The organism is Streptomyces sp. NPDC048349 (genome assembly GCF_040651925.1).
Classification (GTDB): Bacteria; Actinomycetota; Actinomycetes; order Streptomycetales; family Streptomycetaceae; genus Streptomyces.
In genome coordinates this window covers 1-22,099 of the sequence record NZ_JBEZLA010000022.1, presented here as the reverse complement: position 1 = coordinate 22,099, position 22,099 = coordinate 1, and the positions used below count along the sequence as shown (strand labels likewise).

The 22,099-nt window shown below is 72.5% G+C and carries 18 protein-coding genes and 1 rRNA gene; 8 read left to right on the top strand and 11 right to left on the bottom strand.

The features are described from left to right. Positions 1–177: 177 nt before the first annotated feature. Both AB0D44_RS14675 and AB0D44_RS14670 read right to left on the bottom strand, forming a co-directional pair. Positions 178–843 carry an HAD family hydrolase gene (locus tag AB0D44_RS14675; protein WP_362589692.1) on the bottom strand — a complete coding sequence of 222 codons (666 nt, stop codon included), beginning with the start codon at positions 841–843 and terminating at the stop codon, positions 178–180. Beyond that, positions 840–1,340: a hypothetical protein gene (locus AB0D44_RS14670; protein WP_362589689.1), complete on the bottom strand. Its 501-nt coding sequence runs from the start codon at positions 1,338–1,340 to the stop codon at positions 840–842. Before AB0D44_RS14670 ends, AB0D44_RS14675 begins: the two co-directional genes overlap by 4 nt. A gap of 417 nt (positions 1,341–1,757) precedes the next feature. Between AB0D44_RS14670 and AB0D44_RS14665 the strand changes: the two genes are divergently transcribed. Further along, on the top strand, positions 1,758–2,192 hold the full coding sequence (locus AB0D44_RS14665) for an Rv3235 family protein (protein ID WP_362589840.1): 435 nt from the start codon (positions 1,758–1,760) through the stop codon (positions 2,190–2,192). 267 nt (positions 2,193–2,459) lie between these two features. Here the strand turns inward: AB0D44_RS14665 and secA are convergent, their stop codons facing one another. Then, positions 2,460–5,252 (bottom strand): preprotein translocase subunit SecA, encoded by a 2,793-nt coding sequence (gene secA / locus AB0D44_RS14660; protein ID WP_362589686.1) that lies wholly within the window; start codon positions 5,250–5,252, stop codon positions 2,460–2,462. A 240-nt stretch (positions 5,253–5,492) separates the two neighbouring features. On the opposite strand from secA, the gene AB0D44_RS14655 reads away from it, so the two are divergent. Both AB0D44_RS14655 and AB0D44_RS14650 read left to right on the top strand, forming a co-directional pair. Then, positions 5,493–6,077, top strand: coding sequence for a GNAT family N-acetyltransferase (locus AB0D44_RS14655; protein ID WP_362589683.1), 585 nt, complete (start codon positions 5,493–5,495; stop codon positions 6,075–6,077). A 10-nt stretch (positions 6,078–6,087) separates the two neighbouring features. After that, positions 6,088–7,269 carry a crosslink repair DNA glycosylase YcaQ family protein gene (locus tag AB0D44_RS14650; RefSeq protein WP_362589681.1) on the top strand — a complete coding sequence of 394 codons (1,182 nt, stop codon included), beginning with the start codon at positions 6,088–6,090 and terminating at the stop codon, positions 7,267–7,269. A 202-nt stretch (positions 7,270–7,471) separates the two neighbouring features. On the opposite strand, the gene AB0D44_RS14645 is transcribed toward AB0D44_RS14650, so the two are convergent. The 6 genes from AB0D44_RS14645 to mtrA all read right to left on the bottom strand — a co-directional run bounded on the left by AB0D44_RS14645 (position 7,472) and on the right by mtrA (position 14,750). Beyond that, the gene (locus AB0D44_RS14645; RefSeq protein WP_362589678.1) at positions 7,472–8,224 is read right to left on the bottom strand and encodes a response regulator transcription factor; all 753 of its coding nucleotides are present in this window, start codon (positions 8,222–8,224) and stop codon (positions 7,472–7,474) included. A gap of 195 nt (positions 8,225–8,419) precedes the next feature. After that, on the bottom strand, positions 8,420–9,172 hold the full coding sequence (raiA, locus tag AB0D44_RS14640) for a ribosome-associated translation inhibitor RaiA (protein WP_362589675.1): 753 nt from the start codon (positions 9,170–9,172) through the stop codon (positions 8,420–8,422). Positions 9,173–9,423: 251 nt separating this feature from the next. Further along, positions 9,424–10,176, bottom strand: a complete 753-nt coding sequence (locus AB0D44_RS14635; RefSeq protein ID WP_362589672.1) for a ComF family protein — start codon at positions 10,174–10,176, stop codon at positions 9,424–9,426. Positions 10,177–10,239: 63 nt separating this feature from the next. Then, a complete protein-coding gene (locus AB0D44_RS14630; RefSeq protein WP_362589669.1) occupies positions 10,240–12,021 on the bottom strand; it encodes an LpqB family beta-propeller domain-containing protein in 1,782 nt (593 codons plus the stop codon). A 73-nt stretch (positions 12,022–12,094) separates the two neighbouring features. Then, entirely contained in the window at positions 12,095–14,059 is a 1,965-nt protein-coding gene (mtrB, locus tag AB0D44_RS14625; RefSeq protein ID WP_362589666.1) for an MtrAB system histidine kinase MtrB, read from the bottom strand. A gap of 1 nt (position 14,060) precedes the next feature. Further along, entirely contained in the window at positions 14,061–14,750 is a 690-nt protein-coding gene (gene mtrA / locus AB0D44_RS14620) for a two-component system response regulator MtrA (protein ID WP_189747360.1), read from the bottom strand. Between the two features lie 233 nt (positions 14,751–14,983). Here mtrA and AB0D44_RS14615 point away from each other — a divergent pair, with 233 nt between their 5' ends. Genes AB0D44_RS14615 through AB0D44_RS14595 form a run of 5 tightly spaced genes read left to right on the top strand, consistent with a single transcriptional unit; the run spans position 14,984 to position 20,486 of the window. Then, positions 14,984–16,240: a hypothetical protein gene (locus AB0D44_RS14615; RefSeq protein ID WP_362589662.1), complete on the top strand. Its 1,257-nt coding sequence runs from the start codon at positions 14,984–14,986 to the stop codon at positions 16,238–16,240. A gap of 7 nt (positions 16,241–16,247) precedes the next feature. Next, complete coding sequence (locus tag AB0D44_RS14610) at positions 16,248–16,928, top strand: DUF4129 domain-containing protein (protein WP_362589659.1); 681 nt, start codon at positions 16,248–16,250, stop codon at positions 16,926–16,928. Beyond that, entirely contained in the window at positions 16,925–18,199 is a 1,275-nt protein-coding gene (locus AB0D44_RS14605) for a DUF4350 domain-containing protein (protein WP_362589656.1), read from the top strand. Before AB0D44_RS14610 ends, AB0D44_RS14605 begins: the two co-directional genes overlap by 4 nt. Further along, positions 18,196–19,176 carry a MoxR family ATPase gene (locus AB0D44_RS14600; protein ID WP_362589653.1) on the top strand — a complete coding sequence of 327 codons (981 nt, stop codon included), beginning with the start codon at positions 18,196–18,198 and terminating at the stop codon, positions 19,174–19,176. Before AB0D44_RS14605 ends, AB0D44_RS14600 begins: the two co-directional genes overlap by 4 nt. Then, entirely contained in the window at positions 19,176–20,486 is a 1,311-nt protein-coding gene (locus AB0D44_RS14595; protein ID WP_362589650.1) for a DUF58 domain-containing protein, read from the top strand. Before AB0D44_RS14600 ends, AB0D44_RS14595 begins: the two co-directional genes overlap by 1 nt. 1 nt (position 20,487) lies before the next feature. On the opposite strand, the gene AB0D44_RS14590 is transcribed toward AB0D44_RS14595, so the two are convergent. Both AB0D44_RS14590 and rrf read right to left on the bottom strand, forming a co-directional pair. Then, a complete protein-coding gene (locus tag AB0D44_RS14590; RefSeq protein WP_362589647.1) occupies positions 20,488–21,690 on the bottom strand; it encodes a cation:proton antiporter in 1,203 nt (400 codons plus the stop codon). Positions 21,691–21,840: 150 nt separating this feature from the next. Then, positions 21,841–21,957, bottom strand: a 5S ribosomal RNA gene (gene rrf, locus AB0D44_RS14585). Positions 21,958–22,099: the final 142 nt, after the last annotated feature.

The window sequence follows — 22,099 nt, the reverse complement described above, 5'->3', positions numbered from 1 at the left end:
TGCCTCGGGCGCAGGCCGGAGGCGTCGGTGCCCCCGATGACTATCGCGCTGATCACGGGTACCAGGCTATCTCCACCCACCCCGCACACGTCATGGATGTGTACAAAACTTGAGGTTTAACTTTGACGTTCTGGACAGCGACGGGGAGGAGTCGGGGGCGCGGCTGCGGAGCAGTCGCTATTCGGCCAGTTCACGAGCGGTGCGGACGGCCTCCGCCAGGGTGTCGACGACGGGCACGCCGGCCGATTCCAGACTGCGGCGGCTGTGCGATCCGCCCGTGTAGAGGACGGCCCGGGCGCCGACGTGGGCGGCGGCGAGCGCGTCGTCCACGGCGTCTCCGATGAGGACCGTACGCGCGGCCGTCACTCCCGTCGCGTCCAGGGCGGCCATGTGCCGTACGAGGTGCCCCGCCTTGCTGGTGTGGGAGGGCCCGGTCCGCCCGTCGACGCGCAGGAAGTGCCCGTCGATGCCGTGCAGGCGCACCAGCGGTACGAGCTTGTCGTGGGGCGCGAGGGACAGCAGGGACTGGGTGAGTCCGGCGCGCTGCCAGTCCTGGAGCAGCTCGCGGGCGCCGTCGGCGAGCCCGGCGGCTTCGGCGGCGACCCAGTAGTGCCGGTGGAAGGCGTCGTCCATGACCAGCCACTCGTCGTCGGTCGGCAGCCGGCCCATCAGGCGCTCGTAGAACTTGGGCACCGGTACGACGTACAGGTCGCGGTAGGTCTCGAGGGTGATCGGCGCGAGGCCGAGCTCCGCGAAGGAGGCGTTGGTCGCGGCTATGACGGCGTCGATGTCGTGCAGGAGGGTGCCGTTCCAGTCCCACACGATGTGCGTGGGCGCCGTCACTTCAGCAGCCCCGGGATCTCCTGCACCCCGAACCACAGCAGCTCGTGGTCCTCGGCGCCGTCCACGGTGAACTGCGCGTCGCCGTCCCCCGCGTCGGCGGCCTCGACGGCCCGTGCGGCGGCGGACACGTCCGCCTCGGCGTCGTCGGCGTCGACGTGCACGGCGGCGGCCACGGCGAGCCGTACGGCGTCGGCGAGGGCGACCTGACCGAGGGTCGCCTCGTCCACGCCGGGCGTGGCGGTGGCGGCCTTGTCGGCGACGTCCAGGGCGACGACGACCCGCCGGGGCGGCGCGGCCGGGTCGGCGGCGATCAGGCGGAGCGAGGCGGCCGCGGCGCGGCTCAGGGCCGCGTACTCCAGCTCCTCGATGTCGTCCGACACGTACCACTCGCGCAGCCCGGGGGTCACGGCGTACGCACGCAGCGGGCCGGGGCCCAGCTCACCCGCCTGGTGCGCCTCGGCGAGACCGGGGAGGGTCAGAGGAACGTACACGCGCATGGGCCGGCTGCTTTCGGTAGTCGGAAACGCCCCCAGGATACGACTGCACCCCAGGCCACGGGGAGTGCGCCGGCCACGCCACCGCCGCGCACCCTCGGCCCCGGCGGGGCGGTCCGCCCTCTCACCGCCGACCCCGTCGCCCCTGCGGCGGCGGGCCGCCCTCCGGGTGACGGCCGGTCCCCCTTCGGGGTGCGGGGCCGGGCCCCTGCCGCGTCCACTCCGGTCCCGGGCGGAGCACCGCGGAAGCCCCGGGAAAGCCCCCTCGCCACTCAGATAGGTGAACGGAACCGACCCCTCACGATGTGTGATCGGCCGATTGCGCACAGCAAGGGATCCGCCATAAATGAAGCCCACCAAGTTACCGCCCGGTACCGCCGGGCCCGGCCTGTTCGGGGGCAGATCGCGATGGACACCACGATGCGCGGCACGATCGGCGGCGAGGCGGCCCGCCGCCGGGTCGGCGGCCAGTCCCGGACCCGCCCCGCCGGGCGGCGCGACACCCGGCGCCCGGCGACCCCGCCGCGGACCCTGCGGCTCGGCCCGCACCACTGGTTCGCCGAACGCCTCCTGGCGGTCGTCAGCGGCCTGCGGCCGGTCCACTCGCTCCTCGGCCACACCGTCGGCCCCGCCTACGAGCAGCTGGTCACCCTGGCCGACGCGGAGCACCTCCGCGACCGCCTGCGGCCCGTCGTCCGCCAGTGCGGGCGCTTCACCCCGGGCCCGGGCGTCATCGAGGCCTTCGCCCGCATCGCCACGGGCGACCGCATGACGGCGATGGCCTTCCGCCTGGAACAGGGCCCGGACCTGCGCTGGCGCTGCGCAGCAGTAGAACTCCAGGGCCCCCGCCCCTGACCCCAGCCCTACCGGCGCCGGAGGCGCGGGCCACCTCCAGCCCCGCCCACGCAGGAGGCACGGGCCACCTCCAGCCCCGCCGGCGTTTGAGGCGCGGGGTTCGGGGCAGAGCCCCGCAGCGGCGCCGCACGGCCCCACCCACCGGCCCCGGCAGTCCACCGCCACCCCAGCCTCGCCGGGCCGGGCCGGGCCGGCGGCGAACGGCAGCGGCCGGGGCCGGACACCCCTCGGTGCCCGGCCCCGGCCGTGAACGTCGCCCCGCGGGGGCTACTTCTTGCGGCGGCGCCCGCCGGAGGCCTTGGCGGCCTTGCGCCGCTCCGCCCGCGTCATCCCGTCACCGTCACCGGCGGCGCCGTCGGACTCGAAGTCGCCCTCGACCACACCGCCCTCACCGTCGACGGTCGGCGCCGAGAAGTGCAGCCGGTCCGGGCGCTGCGGAGCGTCCAGCCCCTTGGCCCGGATCTCCGGACGGACCGGCTCCTTCGTCAGCGACGGCGCCGCGTCCTGCACCGGGACCTCCTCGACCTGCTGCTCGACCTGGACCTCCAGGTTGAACAGGTAGCCGACGGACTCCTCCTTGATGCCGTCCTGCATGGCGTTGAACATGTCGAAGCCCTCGCGCTGGTACTCGACCAGCGGGTCCTTCTGGGCCATCGCCCGCAGGCCGATGCCCTCCTGCAGGTAGTCCATCTCGTACAGGTGCTCACGCCACTTGCGGTCCAGCACCGACAGCACCACGCGCCGCTCCAGCTCGCGCATGATGTCGGAGCCCAGCGCCTTCTCGCGCGCCTCGTACTGCTCGTGGATGTCGTCCTTGATGGACTCCGCGATGAACTCGGCGGTGATGCCCGCCCGGTCGCCCGCGGCCTCCTCCAGCTCCTCGATGGTGACCTTCACCGGGTAGAGCTGCTTGAAGGCGCCCCACAGGCGCTCCAGGTCCCACTCCTCGGCGAAGCCCTCGACCGTCTCGGCCGCGATGTACGCGTCGATCGTGTCGTCCATCATGAAGCGGACCTGCTCCTGGAGGTCCTCGCCCTCCAGGACGCGGCGGCGCTCGCTGTAGATGACCTCGCGCTGGCTGTTGAGGACCTCGTCGTACTTCAGGACGTTCTTGCGCGTCTCGAAGTTCTGGGTCTCGACCTGCGACTGGGCCGACGCGATCGCGCGCGTCACCATCTTGTTCTCGATCGGCACGTCGTCCGGCACGTTGGCCATGGCCATGACGCGCTCGACCATCTGCGCCTTGAACAGGCGCATCAGGTCGTCGCCGAGCGACAGGTAGAAGCGGGACTCGCCCGGGTCGCCCTGTCGGCCGGAGCGGCCGCGCAGCTGGTTGTCGATACGGCGCGACTCGTGCCGCTCGGTGCCCAGCACGTACAGCCCGCCGAGCTCCTTGACCTCTTCGAACTCGGCCTTCACGGCCGCCTCGGCCCGGGTGAGCGCCGCGGGAAGGGCGTGCGCCCACTCCTCGATGTGCTCCTCCGGGTCCAGGCCCTGCTGGCGCAGCTCGGCCTCGGCGAGGTCGTCCGGGTTGCCGCCGAGCTTGATGTCGGTACCGCGGCCGGCCATGTTCGTGGCGACGGTGACGGCGCCGCGGCGGCCGGCCTGGGCGACGATCTGGGCTTCGCGGTCGTGCTGCTTGGCGTTGAGCACCTCGTGCGGGATGCCGCGCTTGGAAAGCTGCTGGGAGAGGTACTCGGACTTCTCGACCGACGTCGTACCGACGAGGATCGGCTGGCCCTTCTCGTGCTTCTCCGCGATGTCGTCGACGACGGCGGCGAACTTCGCGACCTCGGTGCGGTAGATCAGGTCCGGCTGGTCCTTGCGGACCATGGCGCGGTTGGTCGGGATCGGGACGACACCGAGCTTGTAGATCTGGTGGAACTCGGCGGCCTCGGTCATGGCCGTACCGGTCATGCCCGACAGCTTCGTGTAGAGGCGGAAGAAGTTCTGCAGGGTGATCGTGGCGAGGGTCTGGTTCTCGTCCTTGATGTCCACCCCTTCCTTCGCCTCGATCGCCTGGTGCATGCCCTCGTTGTAGCGGCGGCCGGCGAGGATACGGCCGGTGTGCTCGTCGACGATCATGACTTCGCCGTCGAGGACGACGTAGTCCTTGTCCTTCTTGAACAGTTCCTTCGCCTTGATGGCGTTGTTCAGGTAGCCGACGAGCGGGGTGTTCACCGACTCGTAGAGGTTCTCGATGCCGAGCCAGTCCTCGACCTTGGCGACACCGGCCTCGTGGATGGCGACGGTGCGCTTCTTCTCGTCGACCTCGTAGTCGCCGGTCTCCTCGATGCCCTTCAGCGGCTGGCCGGCCTCGCCCTTGGTCAGGCGGGTCACCAGCTTCGCGAAGTCGCCGTACCACTTCGTGGCCTGGTCGGCCGGGCCGGAGATGATCAGCGGGGTGCGGGCCTCGTCGACGAGGATCGAGTCGACCTCGTCGACCACGGCGAAGTTGTGGCCGCGCTGGACCAGCTCGTCCTTCGACCACGCCATGTTGTCGCGCAGGTAGTCGAAGCCGAACTCGTTGTTCGTGCCGTAGGTGATGTCGCAGGCGTACTGCTCGCGACGCTGCGCGGGCGACATGTTCGCCAGGATGCAGCCGACCTCCAGGCCGAGGAACTTGTGCACCCGGCCCATCAGCTCGGAGTCGCGCTCGGCGAGGTAGTCGTTCACCGTGATCAGGTGGACGCCCTTGCCGGACAGCGCGTTCAGGTAGGCGGGCAGGGTGCCGACGAGGGTCTTGCCCTCACCGGTCTTCATCTCGGCCACGTAGCCGAGGTGCAGCGCCGCGCCGCCCATGATCTGGACGTCGTAGTGCCGCTGGCCGAGGACGCGCTTGGCGGCCTCGCGCACGGTCGCGAACGCCTCCGGCAGCAGGTCGTCCAGGCTCTCGCCGTCCTGGAACCGCTGCTTGTACTCGTCCGTGAGCGCCCGCAACTCGGCGTCGGAGAGGTTGACGAAGTCCTCTTCGATGGAGTTGACCTGGTCCGCGATGCGGTGCAGTTTGCGCAGGATCTTGCCTTCGCCTGCACGCATGAGCTTGTTGAAGACGGACACCGAGGTTTGTCTCCTTGCCGGTCGGGCCTGGGCACTGTTCGTACACGGGCACGGCAGGTGGGCCCCACCGCAACGGCCATCGTAAGCGAGGACGTGGTCGCGTCGGGAGGTCCGCCGTAGCCGTAAGGGCGTGGGCGCCCGGATTGAGAACGTACGGGGGACGCCGAAGGTGCCGCTGTTCCCGCCCACGGATGTGAAAAAGAGTTCCCCCGGCACCCGCCCGGGCACCAGAATCCGTTCATGGAGCCCACGACACTGAAGACGGACCGACTCGAATTGCGGCCTTTCGTCCCCGCCGACGAGGACGAGGTGTACGCCGCCTGCCTGGACCCGGACATCCAGCGCTGGACTCTGGTCCCCTCCCCCTACGAGCGCGCGCACGCCCACGGCTTCGTGAACGAGATCGTGCCGAACGGCTGGCGCGAGGACACCGCGTACGCCTTCGCCGTGCGCCTGGAGGGCGGCGGCCCGCTGGTCGCCGCGGTCGGCATCCACGTGCACGGGCCCGACTCGTACGAGATCGGCTACTGGGCGGTCAAGGAACACCGCGGGCAGGGCTACATGACCGAGGCCGCAGGCGCCGTGGCCCGCTGGGCCTTCACCGAAGTCGGGGCCGTACGCCTCGAGTGGCGGGCCGAGGCCGGCAACGCGGGCTCCCGCCTCGTCGCACAGAAGGTCGGCTTCCGCATGGAGGGCCTGCTGCGCGCCGGCATCATCAGGAACGGCACCGCGCGCGACTGCTGGATCGGCGCCCTGCTCCCCTCCGACCTGGGGCTGACTCCCGCGCTCCCCTACCTGCCCGCCGATGTCAGTGGTGCGTCCTAGGCTGCGGACCATGACGAGCCTGCCGCAGCCGACCCTGTCCCTGTCCGCCGACGAGGCCCGCCGGATCGCCCTGCGCGCGCAGGGCTTCCTCGGCGCGCCCGACCGGCGCGCCGGCGTACGGGGCGTCCTGCGGCACCTCGGCGCCGTACAGCTGGACACGATCTCGGTGCTGGCCCGGTCGCACGAGCTGATCCCGTACGCGCGGCTCGGCGCGGTGGGCCGGGACACGGTGGAGAAGGCGTACTGGTCGGACCGGCACGCCTTCGAGTACTGGTCGCACGCCGCCTGCATCCTGCCCATCGAGGAATGGCCGCATTTCGCCTTCCGGCGCCGCGCCCGCTACGCACGGGGGCACCGCTGGCACGTCCTCAAGGACAAGGACCGCTCGACGAAGGCGGTCCTGGACCGGCTGCGGGCCGACGGTCCGCTGACCTCCACCGAGCTGGGCGGCGCCAAGAACGGCGGCGAGTGGTTCGAATGGTCCGAGACCAAGATCGCAGTGGAGTGGCTGCTCGACACCGGCGAGGTCGTGTGCAGCGAGCGCCGCGGGTGGAAGCGCGTCTACGACCTCCCCGAGCGCGCCGTGCCCGACGCGCTGCTCCACGACGACCTGGACGACCGCGAGTGCCTGCGCCGGCTGGTCGCCCTGGCCGGGCAGTCGCTGGGCGTGGGCACCCGCGCGGACCTCGCCGACTACCACCGCCTCAAGGGGGAGCAGGTCGACGCGGTGATCGCCGACTCCGGGCTGGTCCCGGTCACGGTGGAGGGCTGGGGGAAGCAGGCCTGGGCGGACCCGGCGGCGCTCGCGACGGCCCCCCGGGGCCGCCACCGCACGACGCTGCTCTCCCCCTTCGACTCGCTGGTCTGGGACCGCCCCCGCACGGAGCGGGTCTTCGGCTTCACGCACCGCCTGGAGGCCTACGTCCCCAAGCCCCGGCGGATACACGGGTACTTCGCGATGCCGCTGCTGGCGGGCGGCCGCCTGCAGGGCCGCGTCGACCCGGCCCGCGAGGGCCGCACCCTGGTGGCCCGCCAGCTGTCGCTGGTCTCCCCGCAGGCCGCCCCCGCCATGGCCGAGGCCCTGTGGGAGGCCGCCCGGTGGGTGGGTTGCGAGGAGGTGCGCGTGGAGCGCGCCCCCACCCCGCAGGAGGCCGAGGCCGTCACGGCGGAACTCCGCGCACGCCGCCCGTAGCCGCCGGGCGGCCGGTTCCAGCGCGGCCGGCAGTCCCACAAGGGGCGGAGCGGCAGCGTCGCCCACCGCACCCCCGCACGTAAGCGCGGCACCCCTGGCGGCCCCCGCCGGCCCAGCCCGGCCGACGGCCGACGCCCCGGCGGGGCCGGACTCTGCCCACCGCACCCCGCGGACCGCGCACCTCGCACCGCGTCGGAGGCGACTAGCGGATCTCCAGGATCTTCTCGCGCATCGCGTAGACCACGGCCTCCATCCGGGAGTGCAGCTGCAGCTTCTCCAGGATGTTGCGCACGTGGTTCTTCACGGTGTTCTCCGAGATGAACAGCTCCTTGGCGATGTCCCGGTTGTTCATGCCGGTGGCCACCAGCTTCAGGACCTCCAGCTCCCGGTCCGTCAGCCTCGGCGCCGGCACCAGCCGCCGCTCGTCGGTCCGCTGGATCATCGACTTGAACTCGGTGAGCAGCTTCGACGCCATCGACGGGCTGATCTGCGACTGGCCGTCCGCCACCGCCCGGATCGCCGTGGCCACCTCGTCCGTGGAGATCTCCTTCAGGAGGTACCCCGTCGCCCCCGCCTTGATCGCGTCGTAGAGGTCCGCCTCCTCGTCGCTGATCGTCAGCATGATGATCTTCGCGGAGGGCGCCACCTCCTTGATCGAGGTGCAGGCCTCGATCCCGCCGCGCCGGGGCATGCGCACGTCCATCAGCACGATGTCCGGCAGCAGGTCGGCCGCCTTGTCCACGGCCTCCGCGCCGTCTCCGGCCTCGCCGACGACCTGGATGTCCTCCTCCTGGGCGAGGACGATCTCCAGCCCGCGCCGGAACAGCGCGTGGTCGTCGACCACGAGGACCCGGATGGGCTCCCCCGCCGACGAACCGGCGGACTCCGCCGCCGGGTCCGCCCCACGGCAGCCCGCACCGTCGTCACCGCGTACCGGCCCGAAGCTGTCCGCCATCGTTCCTCCCCCTGCATGTGCCGAGCTGCCGGGTCAACCGGACCGGCCGCGCCGCCGGTTGACTGCCCGCCATGATTCCATGCCCGCGGCGCGGCGCGGGGGGCCGCCGCGGACCGCCCGGCGCATACACGCCACACAAAGGCCCCCGCAGGACGCCGGAACGTCCCGCGGGGGCACGTGGCATGGGTGCGGTGCTCAGCCGCCGAGCGCGCCGCCGGCCCCACCGCGCGGCTCCTCCGAGCTGGAGGCCCCGTCGGGGTTCACGTGGATCACGCCGTAGTCGTACGCGTGACGTCGGTAGACGACGCTGGGAAGCTTGGTCTCGGAGTCGACGAACAAATAGAAGTCATGACCGACCAGCTCCATCTCGTAGAGAGCCTGGTCGAGCGACATGGGTGCGGCCGAGTGGGTCTTCTCGCGGACGATGAGCGGGCCTTCGCCCTGCACTTCGATGGAACCGATCCGGGTGATCGGAACCCCGTTCGCCTTCTCCTCGGAAAACGGCTCGCCATTCGCGTTCAGCTGCGCGGCGTCCGGCACGACGTCGGCGACCTCTGCCGCCGAGAGCCGGCCCGCGCCCCTGCGGGTGTAGCGCTTGTCGTGCTGCTTGCGCAGCCGGGCCTCCAGCTTGTCCTGAGCCAGGTCCAGCGCCGCGTACGGGTCGGCGGCAGCGGCCTCGGCACGGATCACCGGGCCCCGCGAGCGCAGAGTGATCTCCACGCGGTCGGAACGGTCGGCCTGGCGCGGGTTGTGCTCCTTCGACACCTCGACGTCCAAGCTGATCACCTTGGCGTCGAGCTTCTGGATCCGCTCCGGATTCAGCTTCTCGGCCACGTGCTTGCGGAACCGGTCGGGCACCTCGGTCTTGCGGCCCTTGACGACGATGTCCACGCAGAACTCCGTTCCCGGATAGCTCCGCCGACGGGGCGAAGCGTCTCCCTTTCGCACCAGACTCCGGTGAAGGCCGGAGCCTCGGACTTGGCGACTTCCACCTCCTCATCCCCCATCGGCAAGATCAACACCCCACCGACTTCGGAGTCGAGCGACAGCGATGCGTGGGGCCCAAGGCTCGCCAGTCCTCACCACCGAACATATCCCTCTATGACGGTTGTCGGCACCCGCTACCGGAACGTACTTCCGTTCCGGTGGCCGCCACTCTTACTACCTGCAACGATGGGCCTTCCCCGGCAGTTCCAAATCTATTCACGGGTTTTTTGCTCTGTCCGAGTTGCGGCCACCACCGCCGCCCGCGGCGTGGCCCCCCGGCCCAGACCGCCCGCCCGCACCGCCCGGGCCGCCTCGGCCAGCGTGGCCCCCGTGGTGATCACGTCGTCGACGAGCACGAGCACGGCCCCGCCCGTCAGCCGCGCCCCGCCCGGTCGCACCTCCAGCGCCCCCGCGAGGTTCTCCCGGCGCTGCCGCGCCCCCAGCCCCGCCTGGTCCGCCACCGCCCGGCGCAGCCGCAGTACGGGCGCCACCCGCGCGGCCACACCGGCCCGCCGCAGACGGCCCGCCGCGGCCAGCGCGATCCTGCGCGCCGGGTCGTGCCCGCGCGCCCTGACCTGCCGCCGCGCCGAGGGGACCGGCACCAGCGCCACCTCGCCCCCGGACCCTCCCGCGCCGCCCTGCCACCCTCCCGCGCCGCCCTGCCCGCCCGCTCCCGCCACCGCCGCGGCCACCGCCACGGCCAGGGCAGCTCCGAGCGCCCCGGCCAACGGCAGCGCCCCGCGCTCCTTGTGCGCCAGCAGAACGGCCCGTACGGGCCCCTCGTACGCGGCGGCGGCGTACACCACCGGCAGCCCCGCGGGCCGCGGGAACGGACGCGCCCGCACCGCCCCGGCCCCGCCGAGTGCCTCCCGGCAGCCGTCGCACAGCAGCACCCGCGCCGCCCCGCAGCCCGCGCAGTCCACCGGCAGGACCAGCCCGGCGAGCTCCTGCCACCACCCCCGCATGCCTCCACTGTGGCGGGCCCCACCAGGACCCGCCACCCCTGTGGACGACCAGGGACGCGCAGGTCAGCCCGGGTACACCGGGGCCCGGCCGCCCGCCGACACCGTGCGCCACTGCGCCCCCGGCGGCAGCCACACGATGCCGTCCTCCGAATACCCCACCACCGGCTTCGGCTTCGCCTCGTCCTCCGAGGCGGCCACCGCGACCGCGACGAGCCCGGTCGCGCCGGGCAGGCTCGCCGCGACCACCGAACCGTCCGCCAGCATGTAGCGGGCCTGCACGACCCCGCCGCTCTCCCGGCCCACCACCAGCAGCCGGCCCCGCGGCGCCCAGCTCATCGCCGTCACGTCCGCCATCTGCGGGGCCGCCGGGCGCAGCTCGCGCACCGACACCGCCGAACCGTCCCCCTTGGGGTCGGGCCGTTCGATCCGCCCCACCCACAGGTCCTTGCGGCGGTCCTTGTTCTCCACGAGCAGCGCGATGCGCGCCCCGTCGGAGGAGGCCTTCAGCGAGGTGATCCGCCCGTCGAGCCCGGCCACCTGCACCTTCTCGGGGCTCCCGGTCCCGTTCGGCACCCGCCACAGCCCCGGGTGCTGCGGATCCTGGTCGGCGACCCACAGGTCGCCCGCCGCGTCCCAGCTGGGCGCGGTCAGCGTGTTCGGCTTGGCCCCCTTGCCGGTCAGCACCAGCTGCGGAGGGGTCCCCGTCCCTGGCCCCGTCAGCGACGCCACGTACAGCCCGTGCCCGTCGTCGGAGACCACGGCCGCGCGCCGCTCGTCGTACGAGACGGCCGCGGAGCTCACCTTGAGCCCGACGGCCGCCGAGAGCGGCCCCGGCACCGGCTCGGACTTGGGCTGGTGGTCCTCGGCGGTGATGTCGAGCTTCATCCGGACCAGCCGGTCGTTGTCGACGTAGTACTGGTACTCGGGCGTCCGGGGCCGGTTGGCGATGACCGCCGCCGTCACCTCGGTCACCGAGCACAGCGAGGAGGACTTCCCGTCGGAGCGCAGCAGTTCGACCCGGTCCAGCCGGGAGGCCGTCAGCTCCTTGACCGTGTAGAGGAGTTGGGTCGCCATCTTCTGGCACTGCGGCGAGGCGACGTTGTCGGCCTTGTCGTTCAGCGGCACGCGCAGCGTGTTCTGGCCGTCGTACGAAAGGGACTTGGTGCCCTGCCGCAGCTCCGTACCGGTGGGGAAGCTGGACTCGACGACCGGCCCCAGCCACCTGGAGGGCCCGGCCAGCAGCGACTGCACGGTCTGCGTGGTGGGGTCCATCCGGGAGTCGGGGTCGCTGCGCTGGCGCACGTACACGGGATCGGCGACCAGGCTTCCGCCCGCGAAGTAGTACTTGTTGACCGGCATGTAGATGCGCTGGAAGTCCGACTCGCTCAGCACCAGGCTGCTCGGCGGAGTGGAGATCCGCCACTGCTTGTCCTCCTGCACGAGCTGGAGGAACTCCGCGTACTCGCCGGTCTGCGGCTGGTAGGCGCTGCGCTCGTCCACGGTCGCGAGCTTCTTGCCGGTCACCTTCCAGCGCGGCCCGTCCGGGTCCTTCTCGGTACGGACCGGGAACCGGTCGAGGCCGGCCGAGAGCACGGTGACGGCCGTGCCGGGGCGCCAGCTCTTCGCCGCGTCCTCGGTCAGGTACTTGCGGGCGGTCTCCAGCTGCGGGTCGTCGCTGGTCATCGCCTCCAGGAAGCCGTCGACGATCTCGCCCGCGCTGGCCTTGTCGGCGGGAGGTACGCCGAACACCCGCACCTGGGAGTCGACGCCCTGTGAGGCCTGCACCCGGCGGATCTCGCCGTGGTCGGGCATCGACGCGCACCCGGCCAGCAGCAGCCCGGCCACAGCCAGTGCGTACGCCCGCAGGGTGCCCGGCCGCCTGCCGCGGGCCCCGGCACGCGCCCTCGCGGGCCTGGGCCTACGGGGTGTCGGCATCGGCATCGGCATCGGTTCGTTCCTCCTGTGGTGCCTGCTCGGCCGGCCGGGCCACGACCCTGGCGCCGCTGCCCGGCAGGGCCGTCGGGTCGGCGGGTACGGACTGCGCCGATCCCGCCGCGGGCCGCGGCGGGATCGGTGACCGGTCCCCCGCGTCCGCCGGCTGCCGTCGGTCCGCCGCGCTGCCCGCGGCCTCGGCGGCGGCCCTGGCCCGGTTGGCCCGGGAATCCTCGGGTTCCAACGGGATGGGCGAGCCCCGCAGCGGCTCGTCGGCCGTACGCGGCAGGGTGAGGCGGAACTGCGAGCCGCCGCCCGGCTCGCCCCAGGCCTGCAGCCAGCCTCCGTGCAGCCGGGCGTCCTCGACGGCGATGGACAGGCCCAGGCCCGTACCTCCCGTCGTCCGCGCACGGGCCGGGTCGGCCCGCCAGAAGCGGTTGAACACGCGCGTGGCCTCGCCGGGCTTGAGCCCGACGCCGTAGTCCCGCACGGCGACCGCGACGGCCCCGCCCGCGGACGCCAGCCGGACCACCACATCGCGTCCCTCGCCGTGCTCCACGGCGTTGACGACCAGGTTGCGCAGCACCCGCTCCACCCGCCGGGCGTCGGCCTCGGCGATGACCGGCTGGGTGTCGCCGAGCACCCGGATCCGGCTGCCCTTGTGCTCGGCGAGCGGCTCGGCCCCGTCGATGACGCGGCGTACGACGTCCCGCAGGTCGATGGGCTCCGCCTCCAGGGCGGCCGCACCCGCGTCGAAGCGGCTGATCTCCAGCAGGTCGGCCAGCAGCGACTCGAAGCGGTCGAGCTGCCCGGCGAGCAGCTCGGCGGAGCGCGCCGTGATCGGGTCGAAGTCGACCCGGGCGTCGTGGATGACGTCCGCGGCCATCCGTACCGTCGTCAGCGGCGTCCGCAGCTCGTGCGAGACGTCCGAGACGAACCGGCGCTGCATCCGCGACAGGTCCTCCAGCTGCTGGATCTTGTTCTGGAGGTTCTGGGCCATCTTGTTGAAGGCCTCGCCCAGCCGGGCGATGTCATCCTCACCGGTGACCTTCATCCGCTCCTGGAGCCGTCCGGCCGACAGCCGCTCGGCGACCCCCGCGGCCATCCGCACGGGCGTGACGATCTGCCGCACCACGAGCCAGGCGATGGCGCTGAGCAGCGCGACGACGAACAGCCCGGCGGTGGCGATGGTGCTCTTGACCAGGTTGAGGGACTCCTCCTCCTGGGTGAGCGGGAAGAGGTAGTACAGGTCGTACGGGTCCCCGTTGATGTCGGTGAGCCGCTTGCCGACGACCAGCGCGGACTCGGGGGCCTTGTCCCCGGCGCCGGCCCCGGCCGTGTACCGGATCTGCGAGAAGGTCTTGAAGGTGCCGGCCGAGTGGTTGACGGCCCGGCGCAGCTTGACGGGCACGCTGGCCGTCGGATCCACGTTGCCCGAGGCGCGGGCGCCCTTGACCCCCTGGGTGCCGGGCAGGACCTGCTCGCCGGTCCCCGCGCCGAGCGCGACCACCTCGAAGGCGGTCTGCCCGCCACTGGCCAGCTGCTTGACCAGCGAGTTCATCCAGGTACTGGCGTCCAGGCCGACCTTGTTGTCGGCGGCGTCGGGCCCGTCGACGGTCGCGGGGGCGTTGGCCTTCTCCTGTGCGACCGCGAACCCGCCGGCGGCCTGGCTCTGCGCCGCCTCCTCCTTGGCGTCCAGGAGGCCCTCGCTGACCTGCGCGATCACGACGAAGCCGAGCGCGAGGACCACGGCGAGCGACATCAGCAGGGTGGCGGCGACCACCCGCAGCTGCATGTTGCGCCGCCACAGCCGGACAGCCGGGAGCAGCGGCCGGCGGACGAGACGTACGCACAACCGCAGCACGGAGGCACCGGGCGCTCCCTCCTGGAGCAGCCGGCCGGCCCGCAGGCTCCCCCAGCGGGAGCCGCCCCGGCCCTTGCCGGACTGCACCTCAGCTGGGTCCGGCCTTGTAGCCGACACCGCGCACCGTCACGACGATCTCGGGGCGCTCGGGATCCTTCTCGACCTTGGAGCGCAGGCGCTGCACGTGCACGTTCACCAGACGGGTGTCCGCGGCGTGCCGGTAGCCCCAGACCTGCTCCAGCAGCACCTCACGGGTGAACACCTGCCAGGGCTTGCGCGCCAGGGCGACCAGCAGGTCGAACTCCAGCGGGGTCAGGGCGATGGAGGCGCCGTCCCGCTTGACCGAGTGCCCGGCCACGTCGATGACGAGGTCACCGATGGCCAGCTGCTCGGGCGCGGGCTCCTCCGACCGGCGCAGGCGGGCCCGGATGCGGGCCACCAGCTCCTTCGGCTTGAACGGCTTGACGATGTAGTCGTCGGCACCGGACTCCAGGCCCACGACGACGTCGACCGTGTCGCTCTTGGCGGTGAGCATCACGATCGGCACGCCGGACTCGGCCCGGATCAGCCTGCACACCTCTATGCCGTCCCGTCCGGGCAGCATGAGGTCGAGCAGCACCAGGTCCGGCTTCGCCTCCCGGAAGGCAGCAAGTGCCTTGTCACCGTCCGCTACGAACGACGGCTCAAAACCTTCTCCACGCAGCACAATGCCGAGCATCTCGGCCAGCGCGGTGTCGTCGTCGACGACAAGGACGCGTCCCTTCATGGTTGACATCATCCCATTAGCTAATCGTTACCTGGCGGTGAGCTGTCCCACAGCCAAAAGGGCTGGAAATCGCCCCTCGGACCTGCGTGGAGTTCAGGTCGACCAGTCTGCCCCGGATCCGGGTGACAATTGAAGGTACGGGCTGCCGATCATCCGGGGGGACGCTGGTCCGTCCGTGTGACCCACGTGGCACGATGGCAGCGACCAGCGCCCCCGCCGCAGCAGGTTCACGTGAAGGAGCGACGATGAACGACTCTCCGGGCTGGGCTACGCCCGGATCCGATCCCTCCGACGGCGAGCGGCCCGGGGCGCCCACCGACCGGCCGGCCTCCGACGGCCCGAAGTGGTCGGCCGAACAGCCGCCTGCGGGCCAGTGGACCAGCCCGGCCCCCGGGCAGGCCCCGCCCCCGCAGGACCCGCCCCCGCAGCCCCAGCAGGGCCAGGGCTGGGAACAGCACCCGGGACAGTACGGCGGCCAGTACGGGCAGTACGGCTACCCCGGCCAGTACGGCGGTCAGTACGGCTACCCCGGCGGGCCCGGCCAGTGGGGCCAGCCCCCGGCCGCCAAGCCCGGCGTGATCCCGCTGCGCCCGCTCGGCCTCGGCGAAATCCTGGACGGCGCCGTCGCCACCATGCGCTCCCACTGGCGCTCGGTCCTGCCCATCACGCTGGTCGTGGCCACCGTGGTGCAGGTGCTCAGCCTGCTCACGCAGAAGTACGCCATGGGGGACCTCGCCGTCGCGGGCGAGAGCGGGACGGACATCGACGAGGCGGTCAACGACATCGTCGTCGCCCTGGGAGCGCTGGTCGGCATCGGCTTCCTCGCGGCCCTCGGCGGCATCGTGGCCACCGCGATGCTCACGATGATCTACAGCCGGGCGGTCCTCGGCACCACCTCCACGGTCTCCGCCGCCTGGCGCGAGTCCCGTCCCCAGCTGCTGCGCCTGTTCGGCCTGACGCTCCTGATGGGCCTCGGCGCGATCCTGCTGGGCGCCGTACTGCTCGCACCGGGCCTCATCGCCGAGGACCCGGGCCTGTTCGCCGTGGGCGCGATCGTGATGTTCCCGCTGATCACCTGGCTGTGGATCAAGTTCAGCCTGGCCTCGCCCGCGCTGATGCTGGAGCGGAGCACCGTCTTCAAGGCCCTCGGCCGCTCCTCCAAGCTGGTCCAGGGCACCTGGTGGCGGATCTTCGGCATCACCCTGCTCACCAACATCATCACCGGCATCGTCTCGGCGATCATCGTGTGGCCCCTGACGATCGTCGGCATGGCCGTCTACGGAGGCGGCCTCGCCGGCCTGGAAGACGGCACCGCCTCCACCGCCTGGGGAGCGCTCGTCCTCTCCGGCATCGGCTCGATCATCGCGCAGACGATCGTGATGCCGATCCTGGCCGGCGTCACCGTCCTGCTCTACGTGGACCAGCGCATCCGCCGCGAGGGACTCGACCTGGAGCTCGCCCGGGCCGCCGGCATCGAGAACTACGGCACGACCGGAGGCTGACACACCCATGATGAGCACGGGGGGCCTCATCACCCGCGCCACGGCGCTCCTGCCGGGCGCCGAGACACCACCGGTCACGACACCGCGCGAGCCCGCCCAGGAGGCGGCCGAGCGCGAACTGTCCAAACCGATGTACCACGAGAACGACCCGGGTCTCCTGGACCGCGCCCTGCGCAAGGTCCTCGAATGGATCGACGGCCTCTTCGAGGCTGCCTCCGGGGCGACCCCCGGAGGCACGCTCGGCCTCGCCGTCTGCGTCCTCCTGGTCGCCCTGGCCATCGGCGCCCTGTGGTGGCGCCTCGGCGCCCCCGCCCGGATCCCCGCAGGTGCGGGCGTCCTCTTCGACGACGGCATCCGCAGCGCCGCCGACCACCGCGCGGCCGCCGACGCCCACGCCGCCGCGGGCCGCTGGACCGAAGCCGTCCAGGAGCGCATGCGCGCCGTCGTCCGCTCCCTGGAGGAGCGCACCCTGCTCGACCCCCGCCCGGGCCGCACCGCCGACGAGGCGGCGGCCGAAGCCGCGGTCTCCCTCCCCGAGCACGCCGGGGACCTGCGCGCGGCCGCCCGCACCTTCGACGACGTCACCTACGGCGGCCGCTCCGCCGACGCCGACACCTACGCCCGCCTGCGCACCCTCGACCTCACCCTGGACCGCGCCAAGCCGCTCCTGACGGGACCCGCCGCATGACCGCCCCCGGTTCCGGCGCACACACGCCGCCGCCCCCCACCCCCGGCGGCCCCGGCACGACCGAGGCACCCGCGGCGGCGGAAACCGCCCCGACGGGCACCGCCCTCGCCCCGGACCGCGCCCGGCGCGCCCGGCGAACCCGGCGGATCCTCGGTTTCGCCGCCGTCCTCGCAGCAGGCGCGGTGGCCCTCGCCGCCCTGAACTCCGGCACCCGCCACGGCCTCCTCGACCCGCGCTCCGCCGACCCCTACGGCAGCAGGGCCGTCGCCGAACTCCTCAAGGACCGCGGTGTCACCACCCGCGTCGTCACCACCGCCCGCGAGGCCGCCGACGCCACCGGACCCCGCACCACCCTCCTGGTCACCGACCCCGACCGCCTCGGCACCCGCCAGCGCGGCCTCATCCGCTCGGCCATGGACCTCTCCGGCGGCCGCACCGTCCTCCTCGCCCCCGGCAGCCACAGCCTCACCGACCTGGCCCCCGGCGTCCGCACCGAAAGCGCCACCGAAGCCGACACCCTCGCCCCGGCCTGCACGCTGCCCGCAGCCACCTCCGCCGGCCCCGCCGCCACCGGCGACGACCGCCGCTACAGCACCGGCCTGCCCCGGGCCACCGCCTGCTACCCCAGCGACGGCGACCCCACCCTCCTCGTCCTCCCGGCGGGCACCGGCGGCGACACCGTCCTCCTCGGCTCCGGCACGATCCTCCTCAACGAGAGCCTCGCCGAGGACGGCAACGCCTCCCTCGCCCTCCAACTCCTCGGCTCCCGCCCAGAGCTCGTCTGGTACATCCCCTCCCTCGCGGACGCCGACCCCGCCGCCGACGGCGACAGCGAGGACCAGAGCCTCTTCGACCTCGTCCCCATCGGCTGGAACTGGGCCCTGCTCCAGCTCTTCGTCGCCGCCGCCCTCGCCGCCCTCTGGCGCGCCCGCCGGCTCGGCCCCCTCGTCACCGAGAAGCTGCCCGTCGTCATCCGCGCCTCCGAGGCCACCGAAGGCCGCGCCCGCCTCTACCGCAAGGCCGGCGCCCGCGACCGCGCCTCCACCGTGCTGCGCGCCGCCACCCGCGAACGCCTGGCCGCCCTGGTCGGCGTACCGGCCTCCCAGGCCCACGACCCCGCCACCCTGGTTCCCGCCGTGTCCTCCCGGCTCGGCGACGGCGGCCACGACGTGACCAGCACCCTGTTCGGCCCCACACCCTCCGACGACGCGGCACTCGTCGCGCTCGCCGACCACCTCGACGCCCTCGAAAGAGAGGTCCGTACGTCATGACGTACCCGGCCACCGAGTCCGCAGCCGCGGACAGCGCCCGCGCTTCCCTCGAAGCGCTCCGCACCGAGATCGGCAAGGCCGTGGTCGGCCAGGACTCCGCCGTCACCGGACTCGTCGTCGCCCTCCTGTGCCGCGGCCACGTACTCCTCGAAGGCGTCCCCGGCGTCGCGAAGACCCTCCTCGTACGGGCCCTCGCCGCCGCCCTGGAACTCGACACCAAGCGCGTCCAGTTCACCCCCGACCTGATGCCCAGCGACGTCACCGGCTCCCTCGTCTACGACGCCCGCACCGCCGAGTTCTCCTTCCAGAACGGCCCGGTCTTCACCAACCTCCTCCTCGCGGACGAGATCAACCGGACCCCTCCCAAGACCCAGTCCTCGCTCCTCGAGGCGATGGAGGAGCGCCAGGTCACCGTCGACGGCATCCCGCGCCCGCTCCCCGAGCCCTTCCTCGTCGCCGCGACCATGAACCCCCTCGAGTACGAGGGCACGTACCCCCTCCCGGAAGCCCAGCTGGACCGCTTCCTGCTCAAGCTCACCGTGCCGTTGCCCTCCCGCGCCGACGAGATCGGCGTCCTGACCCGGCACGCCGCCGGCTTCAACCCCCGTGACCTGCACGCCGCGGGCATCCGTCCCGTGGCAGGCCCGGCCCAGCTCGAAGCCGCCCGCGAGGCCGTCGCCAAGGTCACCGTCTCCCCCGAGATCGCCGGCTACGTCGTCGACATCTGCCGCGCCACCCGCGAATCGCCCTCGCTCACCCTCGGCGTCTCCCCGCGCGGCGCGACCGCACTGCTGGCCACCTCCCGCGCCTGGGCATGGCTCACCGGCCGCGACTACGTCACCCCCGACGACGTCAAGGCCTTGGCCCTGCCGACCCTGCGCCACCGCGTCCAGCTGCGCCCGGAGGCGGAGATGGAGGGCGTCACCGCCGACGCCGTCATCACCGCGATCCTCTCCCACGTCCCCGTCCCCCGGTAATGGCCCTCACCGGACGCACCGCCCTCCTGGCGGCCCTCGGCAGCATCCCCGTCGGCATCCTCGAACCGAGCTGGACGGGGATGCTCGCCGTCAACGGCCCGCTCGCCCTGGCGTGCGCGGTCGACTGCGCCCTGGCGGCGCCCGTCCGTTCCCTGCGCCTGACCCGTTCGGGCGACACCTCGGTCCGCCTCGGCGAACCGGCGGACGTCCACCTCACCGTCACCAACCCGAGCGGCCGGCGCCTGCGCGCCCGCGTCCGCGACGCCTGGCCCCCGAGCAGCTGGGTCCCGGGAACGGAGACGGCCGCCTCCCGCCACAAGCTGGACGTCCCCGCCGGCGAACGCCGCCGCCTGACCACCCGCCTGCTCCCCACCCGTCGCGGCGACCGCCGGGCCGACCGCGTCACCATCCGCTCGTACGGGCCGCTCGGCCTGTGGGCCCGCCAGGGCGCGCACACCGTCCCCTGGACGGTCCGCGTCCTGCCGCCCTTCACCAGCCGCAAACACCTCCCCTCGCGCCTCGCGCGCCTGCGGGAACTGGACGGCCGCACGAGCCTCCTGACCCGCGGCGAGGGCACCGAGTTCGACAGCCTGCGCGACTACGTCCCCGGCGACGACACCCGTTCCATCGACTGGCGCGCCACCGCCCGCCAGCACAAGGTGGCCGTCCGCACGTGGCGCCCCGAACGCGACCGGCACATCCTGATCTGCCTGGACACCGGCCGCACCTCGGCGGGCCGCGTCGGGGACGCGCCCCGCCTGGACTCCTCGATGGACGCGGCCCTGCTCCTCGCCGCGCTGGCCACCCGCGCCGGAGACCGCGTGGACCTGCTGGCCCACGACCGCCGCCCCCGCGCCCAGGTCCAGGGCCGCCCGGCGGCCGACATCCTGCCGTCCTTCGTCAACGCGATGGCCACCCTCGAACCCGAACTGGTCGAGACGGACTCGCGCACCCTGGTCTCCACCATCCTGCGCAACGCCCCGCGCCGGTCCCTGGTCGTCCTTCTGACGAGCCTGGACGCCGCCCCCATCGAAGAGGGCCTGCTGCCCCTCCTCCCCCGCCTCACACAGCGCCACACGGTCCTGCTGGCCTCGGTGGCGGATCCCCACGTGGCGGAGATGACGACGTCCCGCGGCAGCACGGAAGCCGTGTACGAGGCCGCGGCCGGCACCCAGTCCCAGGCCCAGCGCCGCCGCACGGCGGACCAGCTCACCCGGCACGGCGTCCACGTGGTCGACGCCACCCCGGACACCCTGGCCCCCTCCCTGGCCGACGCCTACCTCGCCCTCAAGGCCGCCGGCCGCCTGTGATTCATTTCGGGCCCGCCGTCGTCCGCCGCTCGAACCAGCGGGCGACGGGTACGACCGACACACCGTGCAGCACCACGCTGAGCAGCACGGTCGCGCACATCGCGTTGACGACGAACCGGCCTTCCGCGTGCGGCAGCTGCGCGACGGCGAGGACCGCGAACACGATGGACGTCACTCCGCGCGAGCCGAGCCAACCGATCGCGCACCGCTCGGGCCGGTCGAACCCCTTGCCGACCACCGCGAAGTAGACGGGGACGAACCGCAGCACGGTCAGCGCCAGCAGCCCGTACAGCACCACGGCCCATCCGATGCCGCTCGCGAACTCGTCCGCCGTGAGCTTGCCGAAGGTGAACCACACGGCGAAGGCCATCAGCTGCGCCGTGTCGTGCACGAGTTCCAGGTTGTTCCCGCCGACGGCGTGCGCGGCGGCCGAGTAGCACAGGCCTGTGACGAACGCGGCGACGAAGCCGTTTCCTCCGACCAATACGGAGGTCGCATACGCCATGAAGGGCAGCGCGACGCTCGCCAGCCGCAGGGTCCCGGCGCTCGCCCATCCGGCGTCGAGTGCCCGCCGTACCAGCTGGGAGGCGAGGTAGCCGAGCACGACCCCCACGAGCACCGCGAGCCCGGCTTCCTTCACGGCGTGCACCACGAGGTCGCCGAAGGAGCTGGAGTGGGCGCTGACCAGGTTGGCGATGCAGAACACGAAGACGGGGGAGATCAGTCCGTCGCTGAAGCCGCCCTCGATGTTCAGTGCGGCGCGCACCCGCAGCGGCACCCGCCGGTCACGCAGGAACATGGAGATCGGCGCGAGGTCCATGGGCATGACGACGAGGGCCGTGACCCCGAGCAGCCACCAGTTCGTCCCCGGGAACACAGCCGCCCCGGCCAGCGTCGCGAGGACGACCGACGCCGGCAGCGCGAGGAACAGCAGCCTGCCCTCCCCGACGGAGCGTTGCCCCAGTTCCTCGTAGTGTTCGGCCTCGGTGGCGTCGACGAACAGCAGAACGGCGAGGACGAGTTCGACCCCGCGGTGGGTGCTGTGCGCTTCCAGGTCGAGGGGGACGGCGGGATCGTAGCCTCGGGTCAGGACGATGCCTGCGAGGGCGAAGGCGAGCGGGGCGGTGATGCTCCAGCGGACCAGTCGGTCCGCCGCGAGGGCCCAGGCGAACAGCAGGGACAGCACAACCAGCAAAGCCAGCATGGGCAGCTCTCCGAAACCCGATCGGCGCGACCCCCCAGTCTCCGACCAGCCGGCCCGCCACTTGGGGCGGCGCGCCCCGAACGGCCCGTGAACGCAGAAAAGCCCCGCACCGGACCCTTACGGGTCTGGTGCGGGGCTTCCGCAATGATTGTTCGGCGGCGTCCTACTCTCCCACAGGGTCCCCCCTGCAGTACCATCGGCGCTGAAAGGCTTAGCTTCCGGGTTCGGAATGTAACCGGGCGTTTCCCTAACGCTATGACCACCGAAACACTATGAAATTAGAACGCTGGCGTGTAATCACAGCCGTTCGTTATTTCAGAACTAACACAGTGGACGCGAGCAACTGAGGACAAGCCCTCGGCCTATTAGTACCAGTCAGCTTCACCCGTTACCGGGCTTCCACATCTGG